Origin of the sequence: Methanobrevibacter sp. UBA412 (genome assembly GCA_002495685.1) — an archaeon.
In the GTDB taxonomy this organism is placed as follows: Archaea; Methanobacteriota; Methanobacteria; order Methanobacteriales; family Methanobacteriaceae; genus Methanobrevibacter_A; species Methanobrevibacter_A acididurans.
Map to the genome: position 1 here is coordinate 14,059 of DAGJ01000018.1, position 19,537 is coordinate 33,595.

Below are 19,537 nucleotides of genomic sequence, written 5' to 3' on the forward strand. Positions count from 1 at the left end.
TAATAAATTTATAACAAAAAAGATTTATTTATAATATTTAATTTAAATTTAATATTATTTATTAGTATTTAATTTTATATTAAATGAGAAATATAAATATTAAAGACGAATTTTTATAATTCTTAAAAAAAAGGAAAAATTTATATGGAAATTGAATTTTTAGGAACAGCATCTGCAGTACCAAGTAAACAAAGAAACCACTCTAGCATAAGTTTAAAAGCATTTGGTGAAGTAATATTATTTGACTGTGGTGAAGGAACACAAAAACAATTAACTTATGCCCATATTAGTCCAATGAAAATAGAAAAAATTTTCATAACACATTTCCATGGAGACCATATACTTGGGTTACCTGGACTTATACAATCAATGGGTTTTAGAGGTAGGGAGAAACCTTTAGATGTATATGGTCCTAAAGGAGTAAATGCCCTATTTAATGCAATTCAACATATAGGTTATTTTGTAATAAATTTCCCATTAAATTTTCATGAAATTTTAGAAGAAGGAGAAGTAATAGACAACGAGGAATATATTATAGAATGTGCATTTGCAGACCACAATGTTCCAGCATTAGCTTACTCTATTACTGAAAAAAAGAAACCACGATTTTTAAGAGAAAAAGCAATAGAATTAGGTGTTCCAATTGGTCCTGATTTTGGAAAATTACATAATGGCGAGTCTGTAATAGTTGATGGTCAAGAAATAACCCCTAAAATGGTGTTAGGACCTCCAAGAAAAGGTAGGAAAATAACATATTCTGGAGATACAAGACCTAATGAAAGAATTGTGAAACTAGCAGAAGATAGCGATATATTAATACATGAATCAACTTATGATTCCAGTGATTGTGAAAAAGCAAAAGATCACTCTCATTCAACATCTAAAGAAGCAGCAAATATAGCGAAAAAAGCAAATGTTAAACAGTTAATTTTAACACATTTCAGTACTCGTTATACGAATACTTTAACTATAGAAAAAGAAGCATCTGAAGTTTTTAAAAATAGTGTAGTTGCATATGATTTCATGAAGATAGAACTTTAAAGATAAAATAAAGAAGATTATATTATGATTCCAACATTATCCCAAATATTAGATCTAAGTTTTTTAGACACTTTTTTCTACATTATTATCATTTTAATTGTAGCTTATATAAGTTTACATATTTTAAGTAGTATAATTACAAAGTTTTGGAAAAAATTCAATATGGATTTAACCATATTATATTTAATTACTGATTTATTAAAATATATAATCCTAATTTTTGCATTAGCTTGGATTTTAAAGTTAATAGGAATAGATTTACAAGGAATAATTATTAGTTTAGGTTTAATTGGTATTGTAGTAGGTTTTGCTGCTAAGGATGTTTTCAGTAACTTTATAGGTGGAATATTTTTAATTACAGATAAAAATATTAAAGTTGGAGAAATTATTAGTGTGGATGATTTAAAAGGTAAAGTTTCAAAAGTTACTTTCAGAAACACTGAAATTATAACAGTTGATGGATTTAGAGTAACAATACCTAACAGCACATTAAATACTGAAATGTATGTAAATTATCCTAAATTAGAATTAAATAAAATAGTATTAGAAGTATTGGTTCCTTTTGGAATTGATTTGAAAGCATTTAGTGATGATTTTGTTGAAAAATTTGAAGAAAAATCTTGGGTAATGTCTGGAAAAAAACCAATAGTTTATGATATGGATATAAGTGAATTTGGAAGTCAAGTTAAACTATTTATTTGGGTTAATGATTATACTAAAGTTAGTGAATATACTTTAGAATTAGGTGATGAAGTCAGACAGATTATTGAAAAACATAATAAGAATAAAGTCTTGAAAATTGAAAAGAAAGTATGAATGGAATAATTTTTTTTAAATAAAAAAATTTTTATAACAATAGTTATATAGTACTTATTTTAATATAATGATTCATAAAATATATAAAAAAAGTAGGGAAGAGAAAAAAATGGAAAATAAAATACTGATTGAAGAAATTCTTAAATTAAAAGAAGAAAAAAATGCAATAATACTTGCACACAATTACCAACCAAAAGAAATCCAAGAAGTAGCTGATTTCCTTGGAGACTCACTAGAATTATGTATTAAAGCATCTGAAATAGAAGATAAAGATATAGTCGTATTCTGTGGAGTAGACTTCATGGCAGAAACAGCATATATACTAAATCCAAATAAAAAAATCCTCATACCAGATGTTGAAGCAGAATGCCCAATGGCACACATGTTAAATGCAGAACAAATAAAAGAAGCAAAAAAACAATACCCTAAAGCACCAGTTGTATTATATGTTAATAGTTTAGCTGAAGCAAAAGCCGAATCAGACATATTATGTACCAGTGGAAATGCATTAAAAATAGTAGAAAGTTTAGATTCAGACACAATACTATTCGGACCAGACACAAACCTTGGAAGATACGTGGAAAAACAAACCGACAAAAAAATCATACCAATACCAGGAGACGGTCACTGCTACGTACATAAAAAATATGAAGTAAAAGATATTGATAATGCTAAAAAAACACATCCAAATGCAGATGTTATTGTACACCCAGAATGTGATATAGAAGTTCAAAATGCTGCAGATTACGTGTTAAGTACTGGTGGAATGTTAAATCATATTAAAAATTCAGAGAAAGATGAATTTATTATAGGAACAGAAATTGATTTCATGACAAGAGTAGAGAATGAAACTTCTGGTAAAAAATTATATCCTCTACTTTCAGATGCAATCTGTGAAACTATGAAATTACATACCCTAAAAAATCTTAAAAATGCTCTTCAAAATGAAGAACATATTGTAAAAGTCCCAGAAGATATTCGGGAAAAATCTTTCAATGCAGTAAACAAAATGATACAAGCATCTAAATAAAAAAACCTTTCCCTATACATTAAAAATTAAATCACTTCTTTTTATTCTTTTTTTATCCCATATCCTCAAGAAAACTTGATAAAAAATATTTCATTTCAATTTCTTCACGTGCCACAAAATCTTCAGGTTTTATTTGAAATCCATCAACATTAAACGGATAAAACTTTTCAGAGTATTTCATAGTTAAAATTAAAGAATCATCCTTAAGTTTTTTCTCCCCATCTGTTAAATTATTATATAAAAAACTAAGAGAATTCTTATCTAAATCCGAAATATTATAAGTAATATAACCAATATTATTAGATTCTATACCATAATCAACTAATTTCACAATCATTTTAATAAAACCCTCCAAAAAATTTTATTCTTTAAATTCTTTTAAGAAATCCTCTATTTTATCACTAACTTGTTTTAACTCATAAGATCCAAGATGACCATGTAATGATTTGAAAATAATTAATTCAGAACCTGAAACAATATTATGTAATGGAATTCCATCTAATTCAGGAGGGAAAAATTCATCACCTTCAATTGCTATTATTAATAATTTAGATTTTAATTTTCCTAAATCTTTCTCAATATCATAATTTAAAGAAGCATTATTATTATAAATTAAATCATTAGGATCATCTAAAACACCTTCTTCAGCTAACATAATCATTTCTTCATCTATTTCATCATTGGAACATTCCCTATAATAAGATTTAGATTGTCCAAAAGTGTAGACTGATTCAGAAGCTAAACGTAAAGATCTAGCTAATTTTTTAGAATATTTACCCTCATTATAATCAGGGTCAGTTTCTATTATATGATTCATGAATTTAGATAAAGCATAATTATGACCTGCAGTTTTATAACTACTTGCTAAAGAAATAGTGAAATCCATAAAATCAGGATATTCAGTTGCCCAAGTTAATGCTTCAAATCCTCCCATACTATTACCAATGACTCCAATAATATGATTAATTCTGTATTTTTCTTTTAAAAATTTAATTTGAAAATTAACCATATCTTTTATATTGTACTTTGGAAAATTATGACCTAATGAAGTAGTAGATGGACTAGCACTTCCAGGTGATCCTAAAGTAGACATGCTTATTATGAAAAACTTATCAGTATCAATTACTTCACCAGGACCGGTTATTTCATTGATTCTTCGAACAGATTTATAACTTCCACTTGAACCATGACAATAAACAATAGCATTAATAACACGACCATATTTATCATATTTTGGTGTTCCTAATGTCCCATATTCAACTTTAACCCCTCTTAGAACATCACCGGCTTCAAATTTAAATTCAGTGAGAAAATGACTTTCTTTTTTAATAGTATTTTCAATATCCATAAACTAAGTAACCCTCCGTTTTTATATTTTTTAATTTTTATTATATTTATTTATTTAATAAAATTTTTTATAAACTACAATAAGATTAATTTAATATGATTAACTAAAATAATTATTAATTAAAAATAAAACATTAAGGATAGTAATTTAAATGCCTGATGAGAAAGAAAATGAAGAAGTTAAAATAGAAACTAAAGGAAAAATTAAAGTAAATGATGATTTTGAATTTGAAGAAAAAAATCCTATTCTTGCAGCAGTATTATCCATAATCCCTGGTTTTGGTCAAATATACAATGGTGAAAAAGGTAAAGGTGCAGTAATATTATTAATATTCATTTTTATAGGTTTTTGCTTAGCTTACAGTGTATATCCAATAGTATTAAATATATTAATATGGATTTACAGTATTGTTGATGCTTTCATTACTGCAAGAAAAATTAATAAAGAAAAAATTGTATATGATTAAAAATTATTATAAATTACTAATTTTATTAATTTTATAAAAAATAGATTAAACTTAAAAGAAATAATCAACAATTAATAAGTTATATGAAATATAAAATTTTAGAAAAACCTAATTGTGAAGAAGCATATGACTTAGTTAAAGAGGGTTTATGTAAAAAAGCTATGATTACCCTTTTTAGTTGTTGTAAAATAATTTATGAAGGTCGTGCTCTGAGTCAATTAGATTTTGGAGAACGTTTAATAATCATTAAACCTGACGGATCATTTCTAGTTCATCAAGAAAAAAAGGTTGAACCTGTTAATTGGCAACCTCCTAAATCCAGAACAAAGGTAAATGTCCATGATAATGAACTTTTTTTAGAAAGTTATCGTAGAACCCCTAAAGAACGATTAGAAGTTGAAGTAAAAAAAACTTTATTTGCAAGTTATTCTGTAGCTAAAGACTATGCAGAAATTGAACTTGCTGGTTATGAAAAAGATATGGGCGATATGATAATGAAAAAACCTTACTTAATAGAAGAAGGTTTTAAACCTACAGCAAGAGAATATAGTACAGAACATGGATTCATTGACATATTAGGTAAAGATTATGATGGAAACTTAATGGTTTTAGAATTAAAAGCTAGAAAAGCTGGAACTAATGCCGTGAAACAAATCAAAAGATACTTGAGTGATTTTGAAAATCCTGAAAATGATTATCTGAAAGATTTAGGAGCAGAGAAACAAAAAATCCGTGGCTTACTTGTTGCACCTAGTATTAATGAGGATGCAAAAGAATTATCTGAAAAAGAAGGGATAGAATTCGTAAGTGTTACCCCTCCAAAAGAATTGAAAAATGATAAAAAAGTAACATTAGACATATTTAAATAAAAAAAATGGAATGTGAGACATAAAAATGATATTAGATTCTTATTCAATGATATTATTAGCAATGGCATTAGGTACTGATAGTTTCAGTGTGTCATTAACTAAAGGTTTTTCCCAAAAAGGTTTAACAAAATCACAAATTTTATGGTATGCTATATTCTTCGGTGGTTCAGAAGCACTTATGGCATTAATTGGGTACTTTTTTGGTAATCAATTAAGTGGATTTGTATCAAATGTGGCAACATGGATAGGATTTATACTTCTTTTACTTATAGGTTTAAATATGATTCGTGACGGATTAAAAAATGACGAAGAAACCGTTGATGAGTTTAGTTTTAAAGAAGTTACATTATTATCAATAGCTACTAGTATCGATGCATTTGCTGTTGGTTTAACATTTGCATTATTACATATAAATTATTGGATTCCTATATTATTAATAGGATCTGTAGCTTTTATATTCACTATAATTGGTGCATTAATTGGTAAAAAATTAGGTGATTACCTCGGAGATAAATTCTTAATTATTGGAGGTATAATTTTAATTATTATCGGTTTAAAAATATTATTAGGAATATAAAAAATTTGTATTCCTAATTATTTCTTTTGTTCTTTATTTTTTAATTCTTCAATTTCATTTAAATGATATTCTAAAGTGTATGGTGTGGCTGGTTGAACTTGAAGACCTTCATGTGCCATTTCAAGTTTATAAACTAGGAAATCTTTTGTTTCTAAGCTTAAAAATTTATTATTATCTTCTAGTTTTAAATTATCTAATTCTTCTAAAATTTGTTTATATTCTTTTTCTTCTAAATTTATTAATTCTTCAGCAGATAATTTTTGTAAATCTTCATTTAATTGTAATCCTATACCAATCATACCATTAACTTTTTTTCCTTCCCATTCAAATTCTGCTTTTCTTATTTGTTCCATTTGTGAAAGTACATGTTTTTTAGTTGGTTCGGATGCAGGTAATTGTGAGGAAGTTCCGGTTACATTTAATTTGTAATCATGTTTCCAGTCACCTACACGGTATATTGTGTAATTATCATTTCCAAAAATTATTTCTTTTCCTATATTTTCTTTTACCATTTTATTATTTCTCCAAAAATATGATATTTATTAAATTATTTAAAATTGTTTAATAAAAGAATTCGGGTTCTTTTCTTTCACTACATTTTTTAGCAAATAGTTTTGATGCTGGAACAAACATGAGTTTATTAAATTCTCTTGCATCTTCTGGACATGCATATATACATGCAGTACATGTAATACATTTACTTCCATCTGTTGATTTTGGATTTTCTATATCGATTGCTTTTGTAGGGCATAGAGTAGCACATGTTCCACATTCAGTACAATTTTTATTAGATGTTGGTTTAAGAGGAACACCTTGAATTTCTCGATATGGTTTGTTTCCAGGAACTGTGATTTCTTTAAAGTTTTCTTTATTGTTTGTGTAATCTTCTATTTTTTCAATAGTTTTAGTTGTGAATTCATTAATTTTTTCTAAATCTTTTGAATCTGGTCTATTTTTAGCAGTTTCAGGGAATATTGAATGTTGTGCTACAAATGCTCCAGCAGTTATTGTTTTGAATCCATTTTTATCTAAGATTTCTTTCAATTCAAGAAGAGCATCATCGTAATCTCTGTTTCCATAAACAACAACGGGGATTGCTAAGGTATTATTTCCTTTTAAGTTTTCTAAATCTACTTTTACTATTTGTGGGATTCTACCACTAAATACAGGTAACCCTATAATTAGAAGTTCATCTTCTTGAAATTCTTGAAGAATTATTTTATTGTGTTCTTTTAATAGATCATAACAATCTTTTTCACCATCGAATTTGGAGGATATTTCTTTTACAACTTTTTTAGTTGTGCTTCCTGGACTAAAAAATACTTCTGAAACTTTAAACATTTTTTTAACTTCCTTGAAAATTTTTTTAAAATTAATAATTAGTTTTATTTATATAATTCTTATTAAATACTTTTTGATAAAACTTTAAAAAAATATTTTAAAAACTATTAAATATTAGTATTCATAAAAAAATATTTATATTATAAATTAGTGGAGGTTTGAAGTTTTGGTTAAATATTGTCCAAAATGTGGGAATGCAAGTTATGATAGTGCACCTAAATGTGGAAATTGTGGGTATGACTTCACAAAATCAACTAATAAAAAAGAATCTGTAAAACAAAGTAGCTTTAAAGACCAAATAATGGGTAGTTTTAAAGATTTAAGTGATTCTAAAAATGGCAAAAAAGAAGAACCTAAATCTTCTAATTTTAATAAACCATCTTTTAATATTAAAAAATTTGATTTAAGTGGTTATGATTTAAGCCAAGATAATATAAAAAAAGAAGAACCTAAAAATATTCATCCAGATTCTTATTTTATGAGTGATAAGGAAAAATATGAACGATTTAAGGCTAGTAAAGATCAAGAAGTAAGTTATACAACTGTTAAAAATACACAAAAAGAAGTAAAGAAAACACAAAAGCCAAAATCAGTTAAAACTAAAGTTCCCGAAGAACCTGATGTTTTTAAAGATATTAAAGATGTTTTTAAAAGTAATAATGAACCTAAAAAAGATTCCAGCCTTAATTTCTTAAATAAAATTAGTAGACGGAACATTGCAATATTTGTTATTGTGATAGCATTGCTTGCAATAATTATTGCAGCTGTTGGTTCAACAATGTTTACTAGTGAAGAAACACATATGGGTCCAGGAAATTATAGTAGTGATAAAGTATCATTTAGTTATCCTACTAGCTGGTCACAGTATAATAGTACTAGTGGAGACTCAGATCAAGGAGAAGTTGCTTTCCGTACACCTGATAAAACGGTGATTGGATTTAGTTGTATTAATAATAGTGATATAACACTTAATGATGTTAAAAATAGTATTAATCAAACTGCGAAATCTTTAGATGGGAAAATCATTAGTGTGAATAATATAACTATTGATGGTGTAAATGCAACTGATATATCAATAAATACTACTGGACATGGTTATTCAAGATATATATCTGTTATTCATGACGATACTTATTATAATTGGGTAATCAACAATGGTAAAAGTGATAATCCATATTTAAATGCAACAAATACATCTGCAATCAATAAGATGATAAATAGTATTCATTTTACTGATTAAACAAAATTTTTCATCTAAAATTTTTTTACTTTTTTTAAATTTTTTTTTAATTCAAATATTATTGGAGCCATTTTAATGAACATTTTAAAAGTAGCATTATGTCAAATAAATGTAATAGATAATAAAGAAGCAAATATTAAAGAAGCAGAAACTTATATAAAAATAGCTAGAGATAAAGGGGCTGAATTAGCAATATTGCCTGAAATGTTTAATTGTCCTTATGAAAATAGTAAATTTAGAAAATATTCTGAAATAGCTGAAGATAGTATTACATTACAACACATTCAAAAATTAGCTAAGGAATTAAAAATTTATATATTGGCTGGAAGTATTCCTGAAAAAGAGATTAATGAAGATGGTAGTGAATCAATATATAATACTAGCTTTTTTTATGATAATAATGGGAAATTAATTGGGAAACATAGAAAAATGCACTTATTTGACATTGATGTTAAAGGAAAAATTAGATTTAAAGAATCTGATACATTGACTGCTGGTGATGATTTTACACTTGTAGATACTAAATGGGGAAAGATAGGTTTAGGAATATGTTATGATATTAGATTCCCCGAACTAGCTAGAATACTTACACAGAAAGGTGCTCGTATACTGATTTATCCAGGGGCTTTTAATTTAACTACTGGGCCAAGTCATTGGGAAACATTATTTAAGGCACGAGCTTTAGATAATCAAGTTTATTGTATTGGTGTTTCACCTGCATTAAATCAAAAAGGAGAATATAATGCATTTGGACATAGTATTATATGTGATCCTTGGGGAGATATTGTAGCTGAAGCTAAATATGATGAAAAATTAATTACTGAAATATTGGATTTAGATTTAATTGATAATGTTCGAAAAGATATTCCTGTACTTGCAAATAGAAGAACAGATCTTTATCAAATAAATGAAGTGAAAAAGGAATAAATCTTCTTTATTTTAACTTTTTTTTAATTTTATTATTTTATAAATTTAATTTATTATTTTCTGTTATTAATTCTCCTTCTGAACCATATTGTTTTAAATCTTTATTACAATGTATATAAGAGTATATCCAACTTATACTTGCCCCAATAAGTTTACCTGATACTAATCCTATAAGTAAAATTGTAAAATTCACTTTAAATGATAATACTAAAATTAGTACAATACTTATGGGGAAGATTATTTCTTGTAATATTGCTGTAAATAAACTTGTTGGTCCTTTACCTATTCCTTGGAAGTATCCACTACATATACTGCCAATTGGTTGAGATAAAAAGAATATTATCATTACCCGTAACATTAACGTTATTTGTGGTATTAATTGTGCTGTTTGTGGAGAATAACTGAATAATAATGCTATTTGTGGTGCAAATATAAAAATTAGAATACCTATGCTTAATCCTATTAATATTCCTAGTTTAGTTCCATATTGAAATACTTTTTTGATTCTTAAAAATTTTTTTCCACCATAAGATGCTCCTTCTACTGTAACTAATGCTAATTTTAATCCTACTGCTGGCACTATACCAAATAATATTACTCTCATTCCAGCAGTATAAGCTGCTACTGCATTTGTATTAATTATAGTGGAGAGTATTGTATTCATAAATCCTAACTGTATAGATATGCAGAGCATTTCCATACTAGCAGGTATGCCTACCATTAGCAATGCATATAATATTTTCTTATTGAGTTTTAAAAATTTTACTTTGATTTTAACATATGCATCTTTTTTTATTAATAACCAGTAAATAAGAACAATACATGGTATTATAGCGGATATAACTGTAGATACAGCTGCTCCTTGAATTCCCATATTTAATTTGAACATGAAAATAGGATCGAGTACTGCATTCATTACACCGGATAATGCCATTATGTATAATGCCCTATTCATATCACCTTCTGCTCTAAGTATTCCAGATAGCATAGCCATAAGCATGACAAATATAGCACCTGAAAATATTATGGTGTTGTATTGAACAGCAATACTTAAAATACTTTTACCACCTATAGATGAAAGTATTGGTTTTTGGAAAACTAATACAATTACTGATATAATTATAGAAATAATTATTGCAAGAATTATTGCCTGAGTTGCAGATTGATCTGCTTTATCTTTATTTTTAGCTCCAATAAAACGAGCTATAAGACTAGTTCCACCAGCAGCCATACCATTAGCAAAACCATTTAAAACTATAAATAATGGAGTAGTGACACCTAATGCTGCAAGAGCTGTTGGTCCAAGAAATGAAATCCAAATTCCATCAATAAGATTGTAAGATTGCATTATAAGCATTCCTAACATCATAGGGATCATCATTGTACGTAATGCTACTTTATAATCCCCAAAAAGTAAATCTAAATTTTTATTTGACATAAAAAATCACGGTTAATAAGAGTTTAAATCATTTAAACTTTTACTAGCTAATTTAGCTAATTCTTCACGAAAAATAGGATTCAAATTATTTATTCCCATTTTTAATTCCCATTCTAAATTATAATTAATAAATTTATTAGAAAGATTTTTCCCCTTTTCTGTTGCAAAAATTTGATTTTTTCTCCGATTATTAGGATTAACTTTTCTTAATATATATCCTTGTTCTTCTAAACTTCGTAAAGAGTTTGCTACTGTTGATTTATTTAATCCAAATGTTTTTACTAAATCTTCTTGGCTTAAACCTTCATTTGCACATATTGACATTATTAATTTTACTTCTCCTAAGAACAAATTTAATTCTTTTAGTTTATTAGACATATAACGTTGTTGGCTTCGTTCAATAAATGATATTTGAGCTATTAATGCTACTTTATCAATATATTCTTTAGGTTCTTTTATTAAAATGTCTTTTTCTGTTATCATTGTTTGTTCCTGAAATTTTTTCTTTATTATTTATTTTGTTTTAAAAATATTTAAAAGTATTGTTACAAAACAGTTTTATGACAAAACTATTAAGTTATAAAAAAAGAAAAGAAAAATTAATTTTTAAAAAAATCTTTATTTTCCTTAATAATTTTTTTCATAGCTTTAACTCGTTTTTTAGGAGTAGAACCTAAATCTTTCTCATCCACATCAACTAAACCATTTTCAACAAGTAGATTAAATTGATAAGGGATAACAGCTTCCTCTGCTTTTTGAATAGATTTATTACAAGCCTTTTTAAAATCTTTATCTTTCTCTTTACGTCTAGCCTTCTTAATTAATTTAATAGATTCTTCAGTACCTAAATCACCAAAGGATCTTATAGCAGCAAGACGAACACCCCAATCTTCATCATCTAAACCTTTAGAAATATCATCAATATTATCGTTAGCTTTTAACTCACCAAGACCACGAACAGCAACCTTACGAACAATAGCGTCATCATCTTCAACAGCTTCAGCAAGACAAGGAATAACCTTTTCATCACCAGTTTGTTTTAAAGCATAAGTAATAAATCTTTTATTTTGACCATTTTCATTATTAAATCGTTCAATAAGTTTATCAACAGCAGATTCACCCATTGTTCCTAAAATTTCTGCAGCTTTAAATCTAACAGGAGAACTTTCATCAGTAGTAGCTTCAATCAAAGGATCAATAGCAACATCATCAGTAACCCCAACTAAACTATTAACCGCTAACTTACGAGTATTAACATCTTCACTAGTTAAGTGTTCTAAAGCTTCATTCATAGATAATTTTTCATCACTCATATATCACACCAAAATTAATTAATAAAAAGTAAATTCAATAATAAAGAAAATAATATAGTTTAATTAAGCTTAATAAGCATTAACTAAATTTAATATAAAAAAATTCACTAATACAATTTTTTATTAAAACTAATATTTAAATTTTTAATAGAAAACTAGTTATAAATATTAAATTAAAAAAAAGATACAAATATAAAAAAATTATAGTTATGAATAAACATGATAAGCAAACAAGAAAAATCTTACAGCAAAAAAGAGATTTATAAAAATCTTCACCCATGGGTTAAAGAATGGTTTGATAAAACATTTACAGATTTTACACCAGCCCAAAAAAAAGCTATAATAGATATTCACCATCATGAAAATGTTTTAATCAGTTCACCAACAGGATCAGGTAAAACATTAACTGCATTTTTAAGTATTATTAGCGAACTTACAACACTTGCAGAAAAAGAAGAATTAGAAGATAAAGTTTATTGTATTTATATAAGCCCTCTAAAAGCATTAGACAATGATATTGAAAAAAATTTAGAAAAACCTTTAGAAGAAATCGAAAAAATTGCAGGAAAACCTTTAGGAATACGTAAAGCTGTACGAACAGGCGATACTAGCCAATATCAAAGACAAAAAATGTTAAAAAAACCACCACATATTCTTATCACAACCCCAGAAACATTATCAATATTACTTGTAGCACCAAAATTTAGACTTAAATTAAGCAATGTTAAATATGTTATAATAGATGAAATCCACTCTTTAGCAGAAAATAAAAGAGGAGTTCATTTATCACTAAGTTTAGAAAGATTACAATTCTTAATTGGAAACTATACCCGAATAGGCCTATCCGCAACAGTATCTCCTTTAACAGAAATTGCAAAATTTTTAGTAGGGTATGAATATGGAGTAGAAAGAAATTGCAAAATAATTGATGTAAACTATTTAAAAGAAATGGATATGGAAGTTTTATGTCCAGTTGATGACATAGTTCTAGCAGATGATGAAGATACACGTTTAGGAATGTATGATTTAGTTGATGAATTAGCAATGCAACATAAAACCACTTTAATATTTACAAACACAAGAAGTGGAACTGAAAGTTTTGTTTATAATCTAAAAAAAATGTATCCTAAACATTATAATAGTAATAATATAATGGCACACCACTCCTCATTATCTAAAGAATCTAGATTAATAACAGAAACTAATCTAAAAGAAGGTAAGTTAAAAGTAGTTGTTTCATCAACAAGTTTAGAATTAGGAATAGATATAGGATACATTGATTTAGTTATATTAATAAATTCACCAAAAAGTGTGTCCCGAGCATTACAACGAATTGGTAGAAGCGGACATGAATTACATGAAAAATCAAAAGGAAGAATAATAGTAACTGATCGTGACGACTTAGTAGAATGTGCAGTACTTCTTAAAAATGCAAAAGAAGGTAGAATAGATAAAATAAAAACACCCGTTAATTGTTTAGATGTTTTAGCACAACACTTGTATGGAATGAGTATCGAAAATATATGTGATATAGATTATACTTATGATATAATCCGTAAAAGTTACTGTTACAAAGATTTATCCCGAGATGACTATGAAGATGTTTTAAGTTATTTAGCTGGAGAATATGTTGAACTTGAAGACCGATACGTTTATGCAAAGATTTGGATAGATTATGATAAAAAAAGATTTGGAAAACGTGGAAAACTTGCAAGAGTATTATACAGTACTAATATTGGAACAATACCAGATCGTTCTGCTGTACAAGTAAAATGTGATGGTGAAGTTGTAGGTAAAGTTGAAGAAGAGTTTATGGAAAAACTTAAAAAAGGAGATACTTTTGTTCTTGGTGGAAGTATTTATCGTTTCAATTATGGTAGGGGAATGACAATAAATGTAACTCCTTCACAAGGACCTCCAACTATTCCTTCATGGTTTAGTGAACAATTACCTTTAGCTTTTGATCTTGCAGTAGATATTCAGAGATTTAGATCTTTAATGGAAGGTAAATTTCAATATAAAAAAAGTAAAACAGAAATTTTAGAGTATATTCATGATTATCTTTATGTAGATGATTTTGCAGCTAATGCAATTTATGAATATTTCCATGAACAGTATGTTTATGCTAAAGTACCTAGTAGTAGAAAAATGTTAATCGAATATTACAAAGGTTTTGGTGGGAAAAAATTTGTTGTTTTCCATAGTTTATTTGGGAGAAAAACAAATGATGCTTTAAGTCGTGCCATTGCATATATTGCAGCTACAGAATACAATAGAGATTTAACAATAAGCATTAGTGATAATGGTTTCTATTTGAGTAGTGATAAAAAAATTAATGCACTTGAATCATTTAAAAAGTTAAATAGTGGAAATATTGATAATGTACTTGAAAAAGCATTGAATAAAACTGAAGTTTTAGCCCATAGATTCAGGGACTGTGCTGGACGTTCATTAATGACACTTCGTAGGTATAAAGGGGATCAGAAATCTGCAGGACGCCAACAAGTACGTGGAAAAATATTATTAAAATTTGTTCAGGAAATGGATAATAATTTCAGTATATTAAAAGAAGCTAGAAGAGAATCTACTGAAGATTATATGGACATTAAAGGTGCTAAGAAAGTTTTAGAATGGATTGAATCTGGTGGAATGGAAGTAGAAACTATAAGTACTTTAATACCTTCACCTTTTGCTTATAATTTAGTGAGTCAGGGATATTTAGATGTTTTAGCCCAAACAGATAAAGCCGAATTTACAAAACGAATGCATCAAGCAGTACTTGATGAAGTTAAAAGTAAACTTAAAGAGGAATATTATTAAAAAATAAAATAAAATAATTATTTTAATAAAAATTAAATATCTAAAAGAATAAACATTACTTTCATGAAGATTTTAGTAGTTTATTATTCAAGAAGCGAACGAACTAAACAAGTGGCAGATAGGATTAGACAAATCTTTCAATGCGATATTGAACGTATCGAAGATGTGGAGAGTAGAGAAGGTCCAAGTAAATTTTTAAAATCAACTTTTGAATCTATTTTAGGCCATAACACAGAAATTAAACCTTCAAAAATAGATCCTCAAGGTTATGATTTAGTTATAATTGGAACACCAGTTTGGGCAGGTACAATGAGTAGCCCCATATTCACATATATGAAACAAAACTTTTTAAAATTTGATCAAGTTGCATTTTTCTGTACTTGTGGAAGTAATGGAGCAGAAAGTACTCTTAAGAATATGGAACGACTTATTAGAAAAGAACCTGTTAGCACTTTATCTTTAACTAAAAAAGAACTAAAAAATAATATGAATGGTAAAATTAACAATTTCATAAGTGAACTAAAATACGAACTAACATGAAAAACATGGATTAAGCTTTATGATAATCGAATATATTGAATTTTGGATACTGTTAAGTATAATATTTTTACTCATAGAAGTATTAACAAGAAAATTATACTTTATAAGCATAACAATAGGAATTATTTCAGTTATAATATTAAACCTCCTAAAATACCCAATCCCCACTCAATTAATAAGTTTATTAATAGTTACAATTATTTGCATAATTATCACAAGACCAATAGCACATAAAATTAAAAAGAGTCATGAAAAAAAATTTGAAGTAAATGAATTAATTGGTGGAGATGCCATTGTTAATGACTACTTAAACAAAAATATTATTGGTACAATTCAATATGAAGGTAAAAATTGGCAAGCAATAAGTAATGAAGAATTATTAGAAGGAAGTTTAGTTACTATAGTTGGAGTAGATGGAAGAAAATTAGTAGTTGAAAAAAAATTATAAAAAAGGAGGCTATTTTTCTTATGAACACTACTTTAGCTAAAAAAATTTGTGAAAAAGCAAAAGAAATTGGTTACGATAAATGTGGAATCATAAAAATTGAAGATATTAATGGTTTTGAAAATCAATTAAATAAACGAATAAAACTTTTTCCAGAAAGTAAGGAAGACTTGAATAAACTAAAACATTATGCGCATCCAGAAAAAGAATTTCCATGGGCCAAAAGTATAATAATATGTGCTTATTCAATAAATAAATTTGAAATTCCAGAGCATTTAAATGGAAAAATTGGAAAGTACTATCTTGTAGATGGTAGACGCAATTGTGAATCTGAACAATATCAAATACAAAAGGAATTTCAAAAATATTTAGATGAAATCGGCATAAAAGCATTAATTGGTGAAGACCATGATTTAACAACTATGCGATGGACAGCATGTAAAGCTGGTATTGGTATTATTCGTAAAAATAACTTTTTTTATACAGAAGATGGATCTTATATTGTTTTAAAATCATGGTTAATAGATAAAGAATTAGAGTATAAATTTAAATCTAATTTAGAACCTTGTCCAGAGAGCTGTAGTTTATGTATTGAAATGTGTCCTACTTCTAGTTTATTAAAAGATTATGCCACAAATAAAATGACTTGTATTAGTGGGATTACTTGTAATCATGAAAATAATTTAATGGACGAACCTTTACGTGAACAATTAGGTGAATGGATTTGTGGATGTGACATATGCCAAGATGTGTGTCCATTTAATCAATGGGAAGGTCATGCAAAATTTCCTAATTTAGAAGATTTTGGTAAAAAAGTAAGTTTAAGTAAAATAGTTGAAATGGATTATTCTAAATTACAATCTATTGTTCAAAATAAATTATGGTATATTCCAGAAGATAAATTATGGAAATTTAAGGTTAATGCTTTAAACAGTATGCTAAATAATTGGCAAAAAAATATGAAAGTAGTGTTGAAATTTCAATTAAAGATTCTAATGAAAATGTTAAAAAAATGGGAAAATTTGTTAAATCCATAATTGATTACTAATATTAAAGATTGAAAAAAAATACAAAAATTTATATTGAATTTTTATTATATTATAAGTAATAAAAAATTTTTTTATAATAATATACTTAAATAATTAATTAAAAATTATTCAGGAGCTAATATGTATGGTGAAATGGAGTGCAGTAATAGTTGGATTTATTTTAGCTATAATAGTTAAATCATATTTTCCACATTATGAATTCATAGGTTTAATCCTTGTTGGATTCTTAGTAGGAATTATGGTTAAAAGAGGATTTTGGAAAGGCATGGTGAATGCTGCTGTAGCTGGTGCTTTAGGAACTATAGTTTCTGCTATAATATTTATATTACTAATTACTACAGGTAGTAGTTTACTATTTGGATTATTTGGAGGTCTTGCAGGATTTACAATATCTGGAGTTAGTAGTTTAGTTGTAGTTTTAGGATATATGATTTATTATATGATTGTTATGGGTATTGCAGGTGGATTTGGAGGATTAATTGCTGGCCGTTCACATGACAGATATTAAAAAATTTAAGTTAAAAGAGGAGTAATTTATGAAAATTTTTGAAAATGGATTTAAATCTTGGTTATTTAGTTATAATTGGATGGGTTTTATAGTAGCTGCAGCATTAACAACACTTATTGCAACATTATCTTATCAAAAATCTTTAGATTGGTTAGCACCATTTTCAGCAATAGGTTTGCTTTATATTGGATATATAAGTAAAAATAAGATTTTAGCTATTATAATGGGTGCTATAGGAGCACTTCCACTTGCTTTTGTTAGTTTTTATGGGGCAATGGGCCCTATTACTATTAAAGGAATGAGTATTCCACAAACAGCAACTATTTTAATAATTCTTGTTTTAATTGTTGGTGGAGTTATAGGATTTGTAGGTGCATTCTTTAACAGTAACCGTCAAAAAGCTATAGAACAACAAAAACAAGACAATCAAAAAAAGTCAAATAAAGAAAAGAAAAAAGAAGAACGTGAAACAAGTAAAAATATTAAAAAATAAACTCTTTCTTAATTTTTTTAAAAAAAATAGGAGCATAATAAAAAAAATATTACACTCCTACTTCTTTAATCCAATATTTTATATAATCTAAAAAAGATTTTATGTTATGACTTTTTCTAAACCGCCTTCAGTTTTAATTGCTTTTTTAATTTCTAAAGCAATTCTACGACCCATACTCATACCTTCACCATATTTAAGATGACTGTAAGATGAACCGTCCATAAATGTGTTTGTTCCCCCATCAGTACGGGCACTTGTTTCGAATACAACAATTTCTAAATCATCATTAACGAGTGTTTGTAAACAGAATGGTCCATTTAAACCTGGTGCTACAAGTTCATGTGCACTTTTTACAAATTTATCTCCTAAGTCAAATGCTTGAGTTAATAATGATTCACGTATTGCAACAGGATGGTTACCAGTTACAACATAACTTGGGGATTTATCAATATCTAATTGATCTTTTGCAGGCATTCTAACAAAACCATCAATACTTGATTCATATCTTGTATCCATTCCCATAATTTCTACTTCATCTTCTAATGCTGAATAGAAATAATGTATACAATAATTACATCCAGCTACATATTCTTCAATGTGTGCTTGATCTACATCTTCGTCTTCAATCCAGCCTCTTTTTTTCATAGCTTCAATTTTTTTATCAAATTCTTCAGGGGAACTTGCTACAAAGTATCCTCTTCCTCCTCTTGCACCTGGGAATTTTACCATAGCTTCTCTATTAATTTGACTTGGATTGTCGTATTTTTGTGGAATACGTATATCCCCATTTTCAAGTAATTTGTGTTCAAGATCTCTTTCTGCTTCCCATCTTAAGATATCACGATTCCCGAACATTGGTACCATGAATTTATCTTCAACATTATCTAAACCAGCATATGCTACAAAAGATCCGTGAGGGATAACAATTGCATTCATATCACGTAATCTTTGTTGAACATCTTCATTGACTATGTCTTTAAATTTATCTACCATTATAAATTCATCTGCTACATCAAATCTTTGATATGGAACTTCACGTCCTTTTTCACAGACTACAGCTGTATGAAAACCTTCTTCTTGCGCACCACGAAGTATATGTAAACTTGTATGACTTCCTAGTGTAGCTATTGTTATATTTTCTTTGTCGTATCCTTTTAAGATATCTAAAATATCATCTTTTTTGATTTTTCCCATTTTCTAATTCTCCATTATTTAGAAATTCATAATATTTTCAATAAAATATTATCAGTAATAATATTTCTTTTTTTTATAAACA

At 27.2% G+C, this 19,537-nt stretch carries 22 protein-coding genes; 14 read left to right on the plus strand and 8 right to left on the minus strand.

Features of this window, described 5'->3' with window-relative positions:
- Positions 1 to 144: 144 nt before the first annotated feature.
- The 3 genes from rnz to nadA all read left to right on the plus strand — a co-directional run bounded on the left by rnz (position 145) and on the right by nadA (position 2,887).
- Positions 145 to 1,041, plus strand: coding sequence for a ribonuclease Z (gene rnz, locus BP997_RS05050; RefSeq protein ID WP_409197926.1), 897 nt, complete (start codon positions 145 to 147; stop codon positions 1,039 to 1,041).
- Positions 1,042 to 1,065: 24 nt separating this feature from the next.
- Entirely contained in the window at positions 1,066 to 1,857 is a 792-nt protein-coding gene (locus tag BP997_RS05055; RefSeq protein ID WP_409197927.1) for a mechanosensitive ion channel family protein, read from the plus strand.
- A 109-nt stretch (positions 1,858 to 1,966) separates the two neighbouring features.
- A complete protein-coding gene (gene nadA, locus BP997_RS05060) occupies positions 1,967 to 2,887 on the plus strand; it encodes a quinolinate synthase NadA (RefSeq protein WP_409197928.1) in 921 nt (306 codons plus the stop codon).
- A 52-nt stretch (positions 2,888 to 2,939) separates the two neighbouring features.
- On the opposite strand, the gene BP997_RS05065 is transcribed toward nadA, so the two are convergent.
- Positions 2,940 to 3,224: a DUF5750 family protein gene (locus BP997_RS05065; protein WP_409197929.1), complete on the minus strand. Its 285-nt coding sequence runs from the start codon at positions 3,222 to 3,224 to the stop codon at positions 2,940 to 2,942.
- A 24-nt stretch (positions 3,225 to 3,248) separates the two neighbouring features.
- A complete protein-coding gene (locus BP997_RS05070; RefSeq protein WP_413823661.1) occupies positions 3,249 to 4,235 on the minus strand; it encodes an alpha/beta fold hydrolase in 987 nt (328 codons plus the stop codon).
- 151 nt (positions 4,236 to 4,386) lie between these two features.
- On the opposite strand from BP997_RS05070, the gene BP997_RS05075 reads away from it, so the two are divergent.
- The 3 genes from BP997_RS05075 to BP997_RS05085 all read left to right on the plus strand — a co-directional run bounded on the left by BP997_RS05075 (position 4,387) and on the right by BP997_RS05085 (position 6,147).
- Positions 4,387 to 4,701, plus strand: coding sequence for a hypothetical protein (locus BP997_RS05075; protein WP_409197931.1), 315 nt, complete (start codon positions 4,387 to 4,389; stop codon positions 4,699 to 4,701).
- 83 nt (positions 4,702 to 4,784) lie between these two features.
- Entirely contained in the window at positions 4,785 to 5,570 is a 786-nt protein-coding gene (nucS, locus tag BP997_RS05080) for an endonuclease NucS (protein WP_409197932.1), read from the plus strand.
- 25 nt (positions 5,571 to 5,595) lie between these two features.
- A complete protein-coding gene (locus tag BP997_RS05085; protein ID WP_409197933.1) occupies positions 5,596 to 6,147 on the plus strand; it encodes a manganese efflux pump MntP family protein in 552 nt (183 codons plus the stop codon).
- Positions 6,148 to 6,164: 17 nt separating this feature from the next.
- Here BP997_RS05085 and BP997_RS05090 read toward each other — a convergent pair whose 3' ends face one another.
- Both BP997_RS05090 and BP997_RS05095 read right to left on the minus strand, forming a co-directional pair.
- The gene (locus BP997_RS05090) at positions 6,165 to 6,659 is read right to left on the minus strand and encodes a hypothetical protein (protein ID WP_409197934.1); all 495 of its coding nucleotides are present in this window, start codon (positions 6,657 to 6,659) and stop codon (positions 6,165 to 6,167) included.
- Positions 6,660 to 6,708: 49 nt separating this feature from the next.
- Positions 6,709 to 7,488, minus strand: a complete 780-nt coding sequence (locus BP997_RS05095) for an EFR1 family ferrodoxin (RefSeq protein WP_409197935.1) — start codon at positions 7,486 to 7,488, stop codon at positions 6,709 to 6,711.
- A gap of 166 nt (positions 7,489 to 7,654) precedes the next feature.
- Between BP997_RS05095 and BP997_RS05100 the strand changes: the two genes are divergently transcribed.
- A complete protein-coding gene (locus BP997_RS05100) occupies positions 7,655 to 8,728 on the plus strand; it encodes a zinc ribbon domain-containing protein (RefSeq protein WP_413823667.1) in 1,074 nt (357 codons plus the stop codon).
- Positions 8,729 to 8,803: 75 nt separating this feature from the next.
- Positions 8,804 to 9,655, plus strand: coding sequence for a carbon-nitrogen hydrolase family protein (locus BP997_RS05105; RefSeq protein WP_409197937.1), 852 nt, complete (start codon positions 8,804 to 8,806; stop codon positions 9,653 to 9,655).
- Positions 9,656 to 9,692: 37 nt separating this feature from the next.
- On the opposite strand, the gene BP997_RS05110 is transcribed toward BP997_RS05105, so the two are convergent.
- The 3 genes from BP997_RS05110 to BP997_RS05120 all read right to left on the minus strand — a co-directional run bounded on the left by BP997_RS05110 (position 9,693) and on the right by BP997_RS05120 (position 12,406).
- Positions 9,693 to 11,093, minus strand: coding sequence for an MATE family efflux transporter (locus tag BP997_RS05110; protein ID WP_409197938.1), 1,401 nt, complete (start codon positions 11,091 to 11,093; stop codon positions 9,693 to 9,695).
- Positions 11,094 to 11,105: 12 nt separating this feature from the next.
- Positions 11,106 to 11,576, minus strand: coding sequence for a MarR family winged helix-turn-helix transcriptional regulator (locus BP997_RS05115; RefSeq protein WP_409197939.1), 471 nt, complete (start codon positions 11,574 to 11,576; stop codon positions 11,106 to 11,108).
- A 116-nt stretch (positions 11,577 to 11,692) separates the two neighbouring features.
- The gene (locus BP997_RS05120) at positions 11,693 to 12,406 is read right to left on the minus strand and encodes a HEAT repeat domain-containing protein (RefSeq protein ID WP_409197940.1); all 714 of its coding nucleotides are present in this window, start codon (positions 12,404 to 12,406) and stop codon (positions 11,693 to 11,695) included.
- A gap of 219 nt (positions 12,407 to 12,625) precedes the next feature.
- Between BP997_RS05120 and BP997_RS05125 the strand changes: the two genes are divergently transcribed.
- From BP997_RS05125 to BP997_RS05150, 6 genes are all read left to right on the plus strand, one after another.
- The gene (locus BP997_RS05125; RefSeq protein WP_413823669.1) at positions 12,626 to 15,226 is read left to right on the plus strand and encodes an ATP-dependent helicase; all 2,601 of its coding nucleotides are present in this window, start codon (positions 12,626 to 12,628) and stop codon (positions 15,224 to 15,226) included.
- Between the two features lie 63 nt (positions 15,227 to 15,289).
- A complete protein-coding gene (locus tag BP997_RS05130) occupies positions 15,290 to 15,766 on the plus strand; it encodes a flavodoxin family protein (RefSeq protein WP_409197942.1) in 477 nt (158 codons plus the stop codon).
- A gap of 19 nt (positions 15,767 to 15,785) precedes the next feature.
- Positions 15,786 to 16,214, plus strand: a complete 429-nt coding sequence (locus BP997_RS05135; RefSeq protein ID WP_409197943.1) for an NfeD family protein — start codon at positions 15,786 to 15,788, stop codon at positions 16,212 to 16,214.
- Between the two features lie 20 nt (positions 16,215 to 16,234).
- Complete coding sequence (locus BP997_RS05140) at positions 16,235 to 17,248, plus strand: epoxyqueuosine reductase (protein ID WP_409197944.1); 1,014 nt, start codon at positions 16,235 to 16,237, stop codon at positions 17,246 to 17,248.
- Positions 17,249 to 17,384: 136 nt separating this feature from the next.
- Complete coding sequence (locus tag BP997_RS05145; RefSeq protein WP_409197945.1) at positions 17,385 to 17,768, plus strand: DUF5518 domain-containing protein; 384 nt, start codon at positions 17,385 to 17,387, stop codon at positions 17,766 to 17,768.
- 28 nt (positions 17,769 to 17,796) lie between these two features.
- Positions 17,797 to 18,261 carry a hypothetical protein gene (locus BP997_RS05150; RefSeq protein WP_409197946.1) on the plus strand — a complete coding sequence of 155 codons (465 nt, stop codon included), beginning with the start codon at positions 17,797 to 17,799 and terminating at the stop codon, positions 18,259 to 18,261.
- Between the two features lie 99 nt (positions 18,262 to 18,360).
- Here BP997_RS05150 and BP997_RS05155 read toward each other — a convergent pair whose 3' ends face one another.
- Complete coding sequence (locus BP997_RS05155; protein ID WP_409197947.1) at positions 18,361 to 19,455, minus strand: formate--phosphoribosylaminoimidazolecarboxamide ligase; 1,095 nt, start codon at positions 19,453 to 19,455, stop codon at positions 18,361 to 18,363.
- Positions 19,456 to 19,537: the final 82 nt, after the last annotated feature.

What these genes read in the sequence shown, in the direction of transcription:
- rnz (WP_409197926.1), top strand. Translation starts at nt 145, where the DNA reads ATGGAAATTGAATTTTTAGGAACAGCATCTGCAGTACCAAGTAAACAA.
- BP997_RS05055 (WP_409197927.1), top strand. Translation starts at nt 1,066, where the DNA reads ATGATTCCAACATTATCCCAAATATTAGATCTAAGTTTTTTAGACACT.
- nadA (WP_409197928.1), top strand. Translation starts at nt 1,967, where the DNA reads ATGGAAAATAAAATACTGATTGAAGAAATTCTTAAATTAAAAGAAGAA.
- BP997_RS05065 (WP_409197929.1), bottom strand. Translation starts at nt 3,224, where the DNA reads ATGATTGTGAAATTAGTTGATTATGGTATAGAATCTAATAATATTGGT.
- BP997_RS05070 (WP_413823661.1), bottom strand. Translation starts at nt 4,235, where the DNA reads ATGGATATTGAAAATACTATTAAAAAAGAAAGTCATTTTCTCACTGAA.
- BP997_RS05075 (WP_409197931.1), top strand. Translation starts at nt 4,387, where the DNA reads ATGCCTGATGAGAAAGAAAATGAAGAAGTTAAAATAGAAACTAAAGGA.
- nucS (WP_409197932.1), top strand. Translation starts at nt 4,785, where the DNA reads ATGAAATATAAAATTTTAGAAAAACCTAATTGTGAAGAAGCATATGAC.
- BP997_RS05085 (WP_409197933.1), top strand. Translation starts at nt 5,596, where the DNA reads ATGATATTAGATTCTTATTCAATGATATTATTAGCAATGGCATTAGGT.
- BP997_RS05090 (WP_409197934.1), bottom strand. Translation starts at nt 6,659, where the DNA reads ATGGTAAAAGAAAATATAGGAAAAGAAATAATTTTTGGAAATGATAAT.
- BP997_RS05095 (WP_409197935.1), bottom strand. Translation starts at nt 7,488, where the DNA reads ATGTTTAAAGTTTCAGAAGTATTTTTTAGTCCAGGAAGCACAACTAAA.
- BP997_RS05105 (WP_409197937.1), top strand. Translation starts at nt 8,804, where the DNA reads ATGAACATTTTAAAAGTAGCATTATGTCAAATAAATGTAATAGATAAT.
- BP997_RS05110 (WP_409197938.1), bottom strand. Translation starts at nt 11,093, where the DNA reads ATGTCAAATAAAAATTTAGATTTACTTTTTGGGGATTATAAAGTAGCA.
- BP997_RS05115 (WP_409197939.1), bottom strand. Translation starts at nt 11,576, where the DNA reads ATGATAACAGAAAAAGACATTTTAATAAAAGAACCTAAAGAATATATT.
- BP997_RS05120 (WP_409197940.1), bottom strand. Translation starts at nt 12,406, where the DNA reads ATGAGTGATGAAAAATTATCTATGAATGAAGCTTTAGAACACTTAACT.
- BP997_RS05125 (WP_413823669.1), top strand. Translation starts at nt 12,626, where the DNA reads ATGATAAGCAAACAAGAAAAATCTTACAGCAAAAAAGAGATTTATAAA.
- BP997_RS05130 (WP_409197942.1), top strand. Translation starts at nt 15,290, where the DNA reads ATGAAGATTTTAGTAGTTTATTATTCAAGAAGCGAACGAACTAAACAA.
- BP997_RS05135 (WP_409197943.1), top strand. Translation starts at nt 15,786, where the DNA reads ATGATAATCGAATATATTGAATTTTGGATACTGTTAAGTATAATATTT.
- BP997_RS05140 (WP_409197944.1), top strand. Translation starts at nt 16,235, where the DNA reads ATGAACACTACTTTAGCTAAAAAAATTTGTGAAAAAGCAAAAGAAATT.
- BP997_RS05145 (WP_409197945.1), top strand. Translation starts at nt 17,385, where the DNA reads ATGGTGAAATGGAGTGCAGTAATAGTTGGATTTATTTTAGCTATAATA.
- BP997_RS05150 (WP_409197946.1), top strand. Translation starts at nt 17,797, where the DNA reads ATGAAAATTTTTGAAAATGGATTTAAATCTTGGTTATTTAGTTATAAT.
- BP997_RS05155 (WP_409197947.1), bottom strand. Translation starts at nt 19,455, where the DNA reads ATGGGAAAAATCAAAAAAGATGATATTTTAGATATCTTAAAAGGATAC.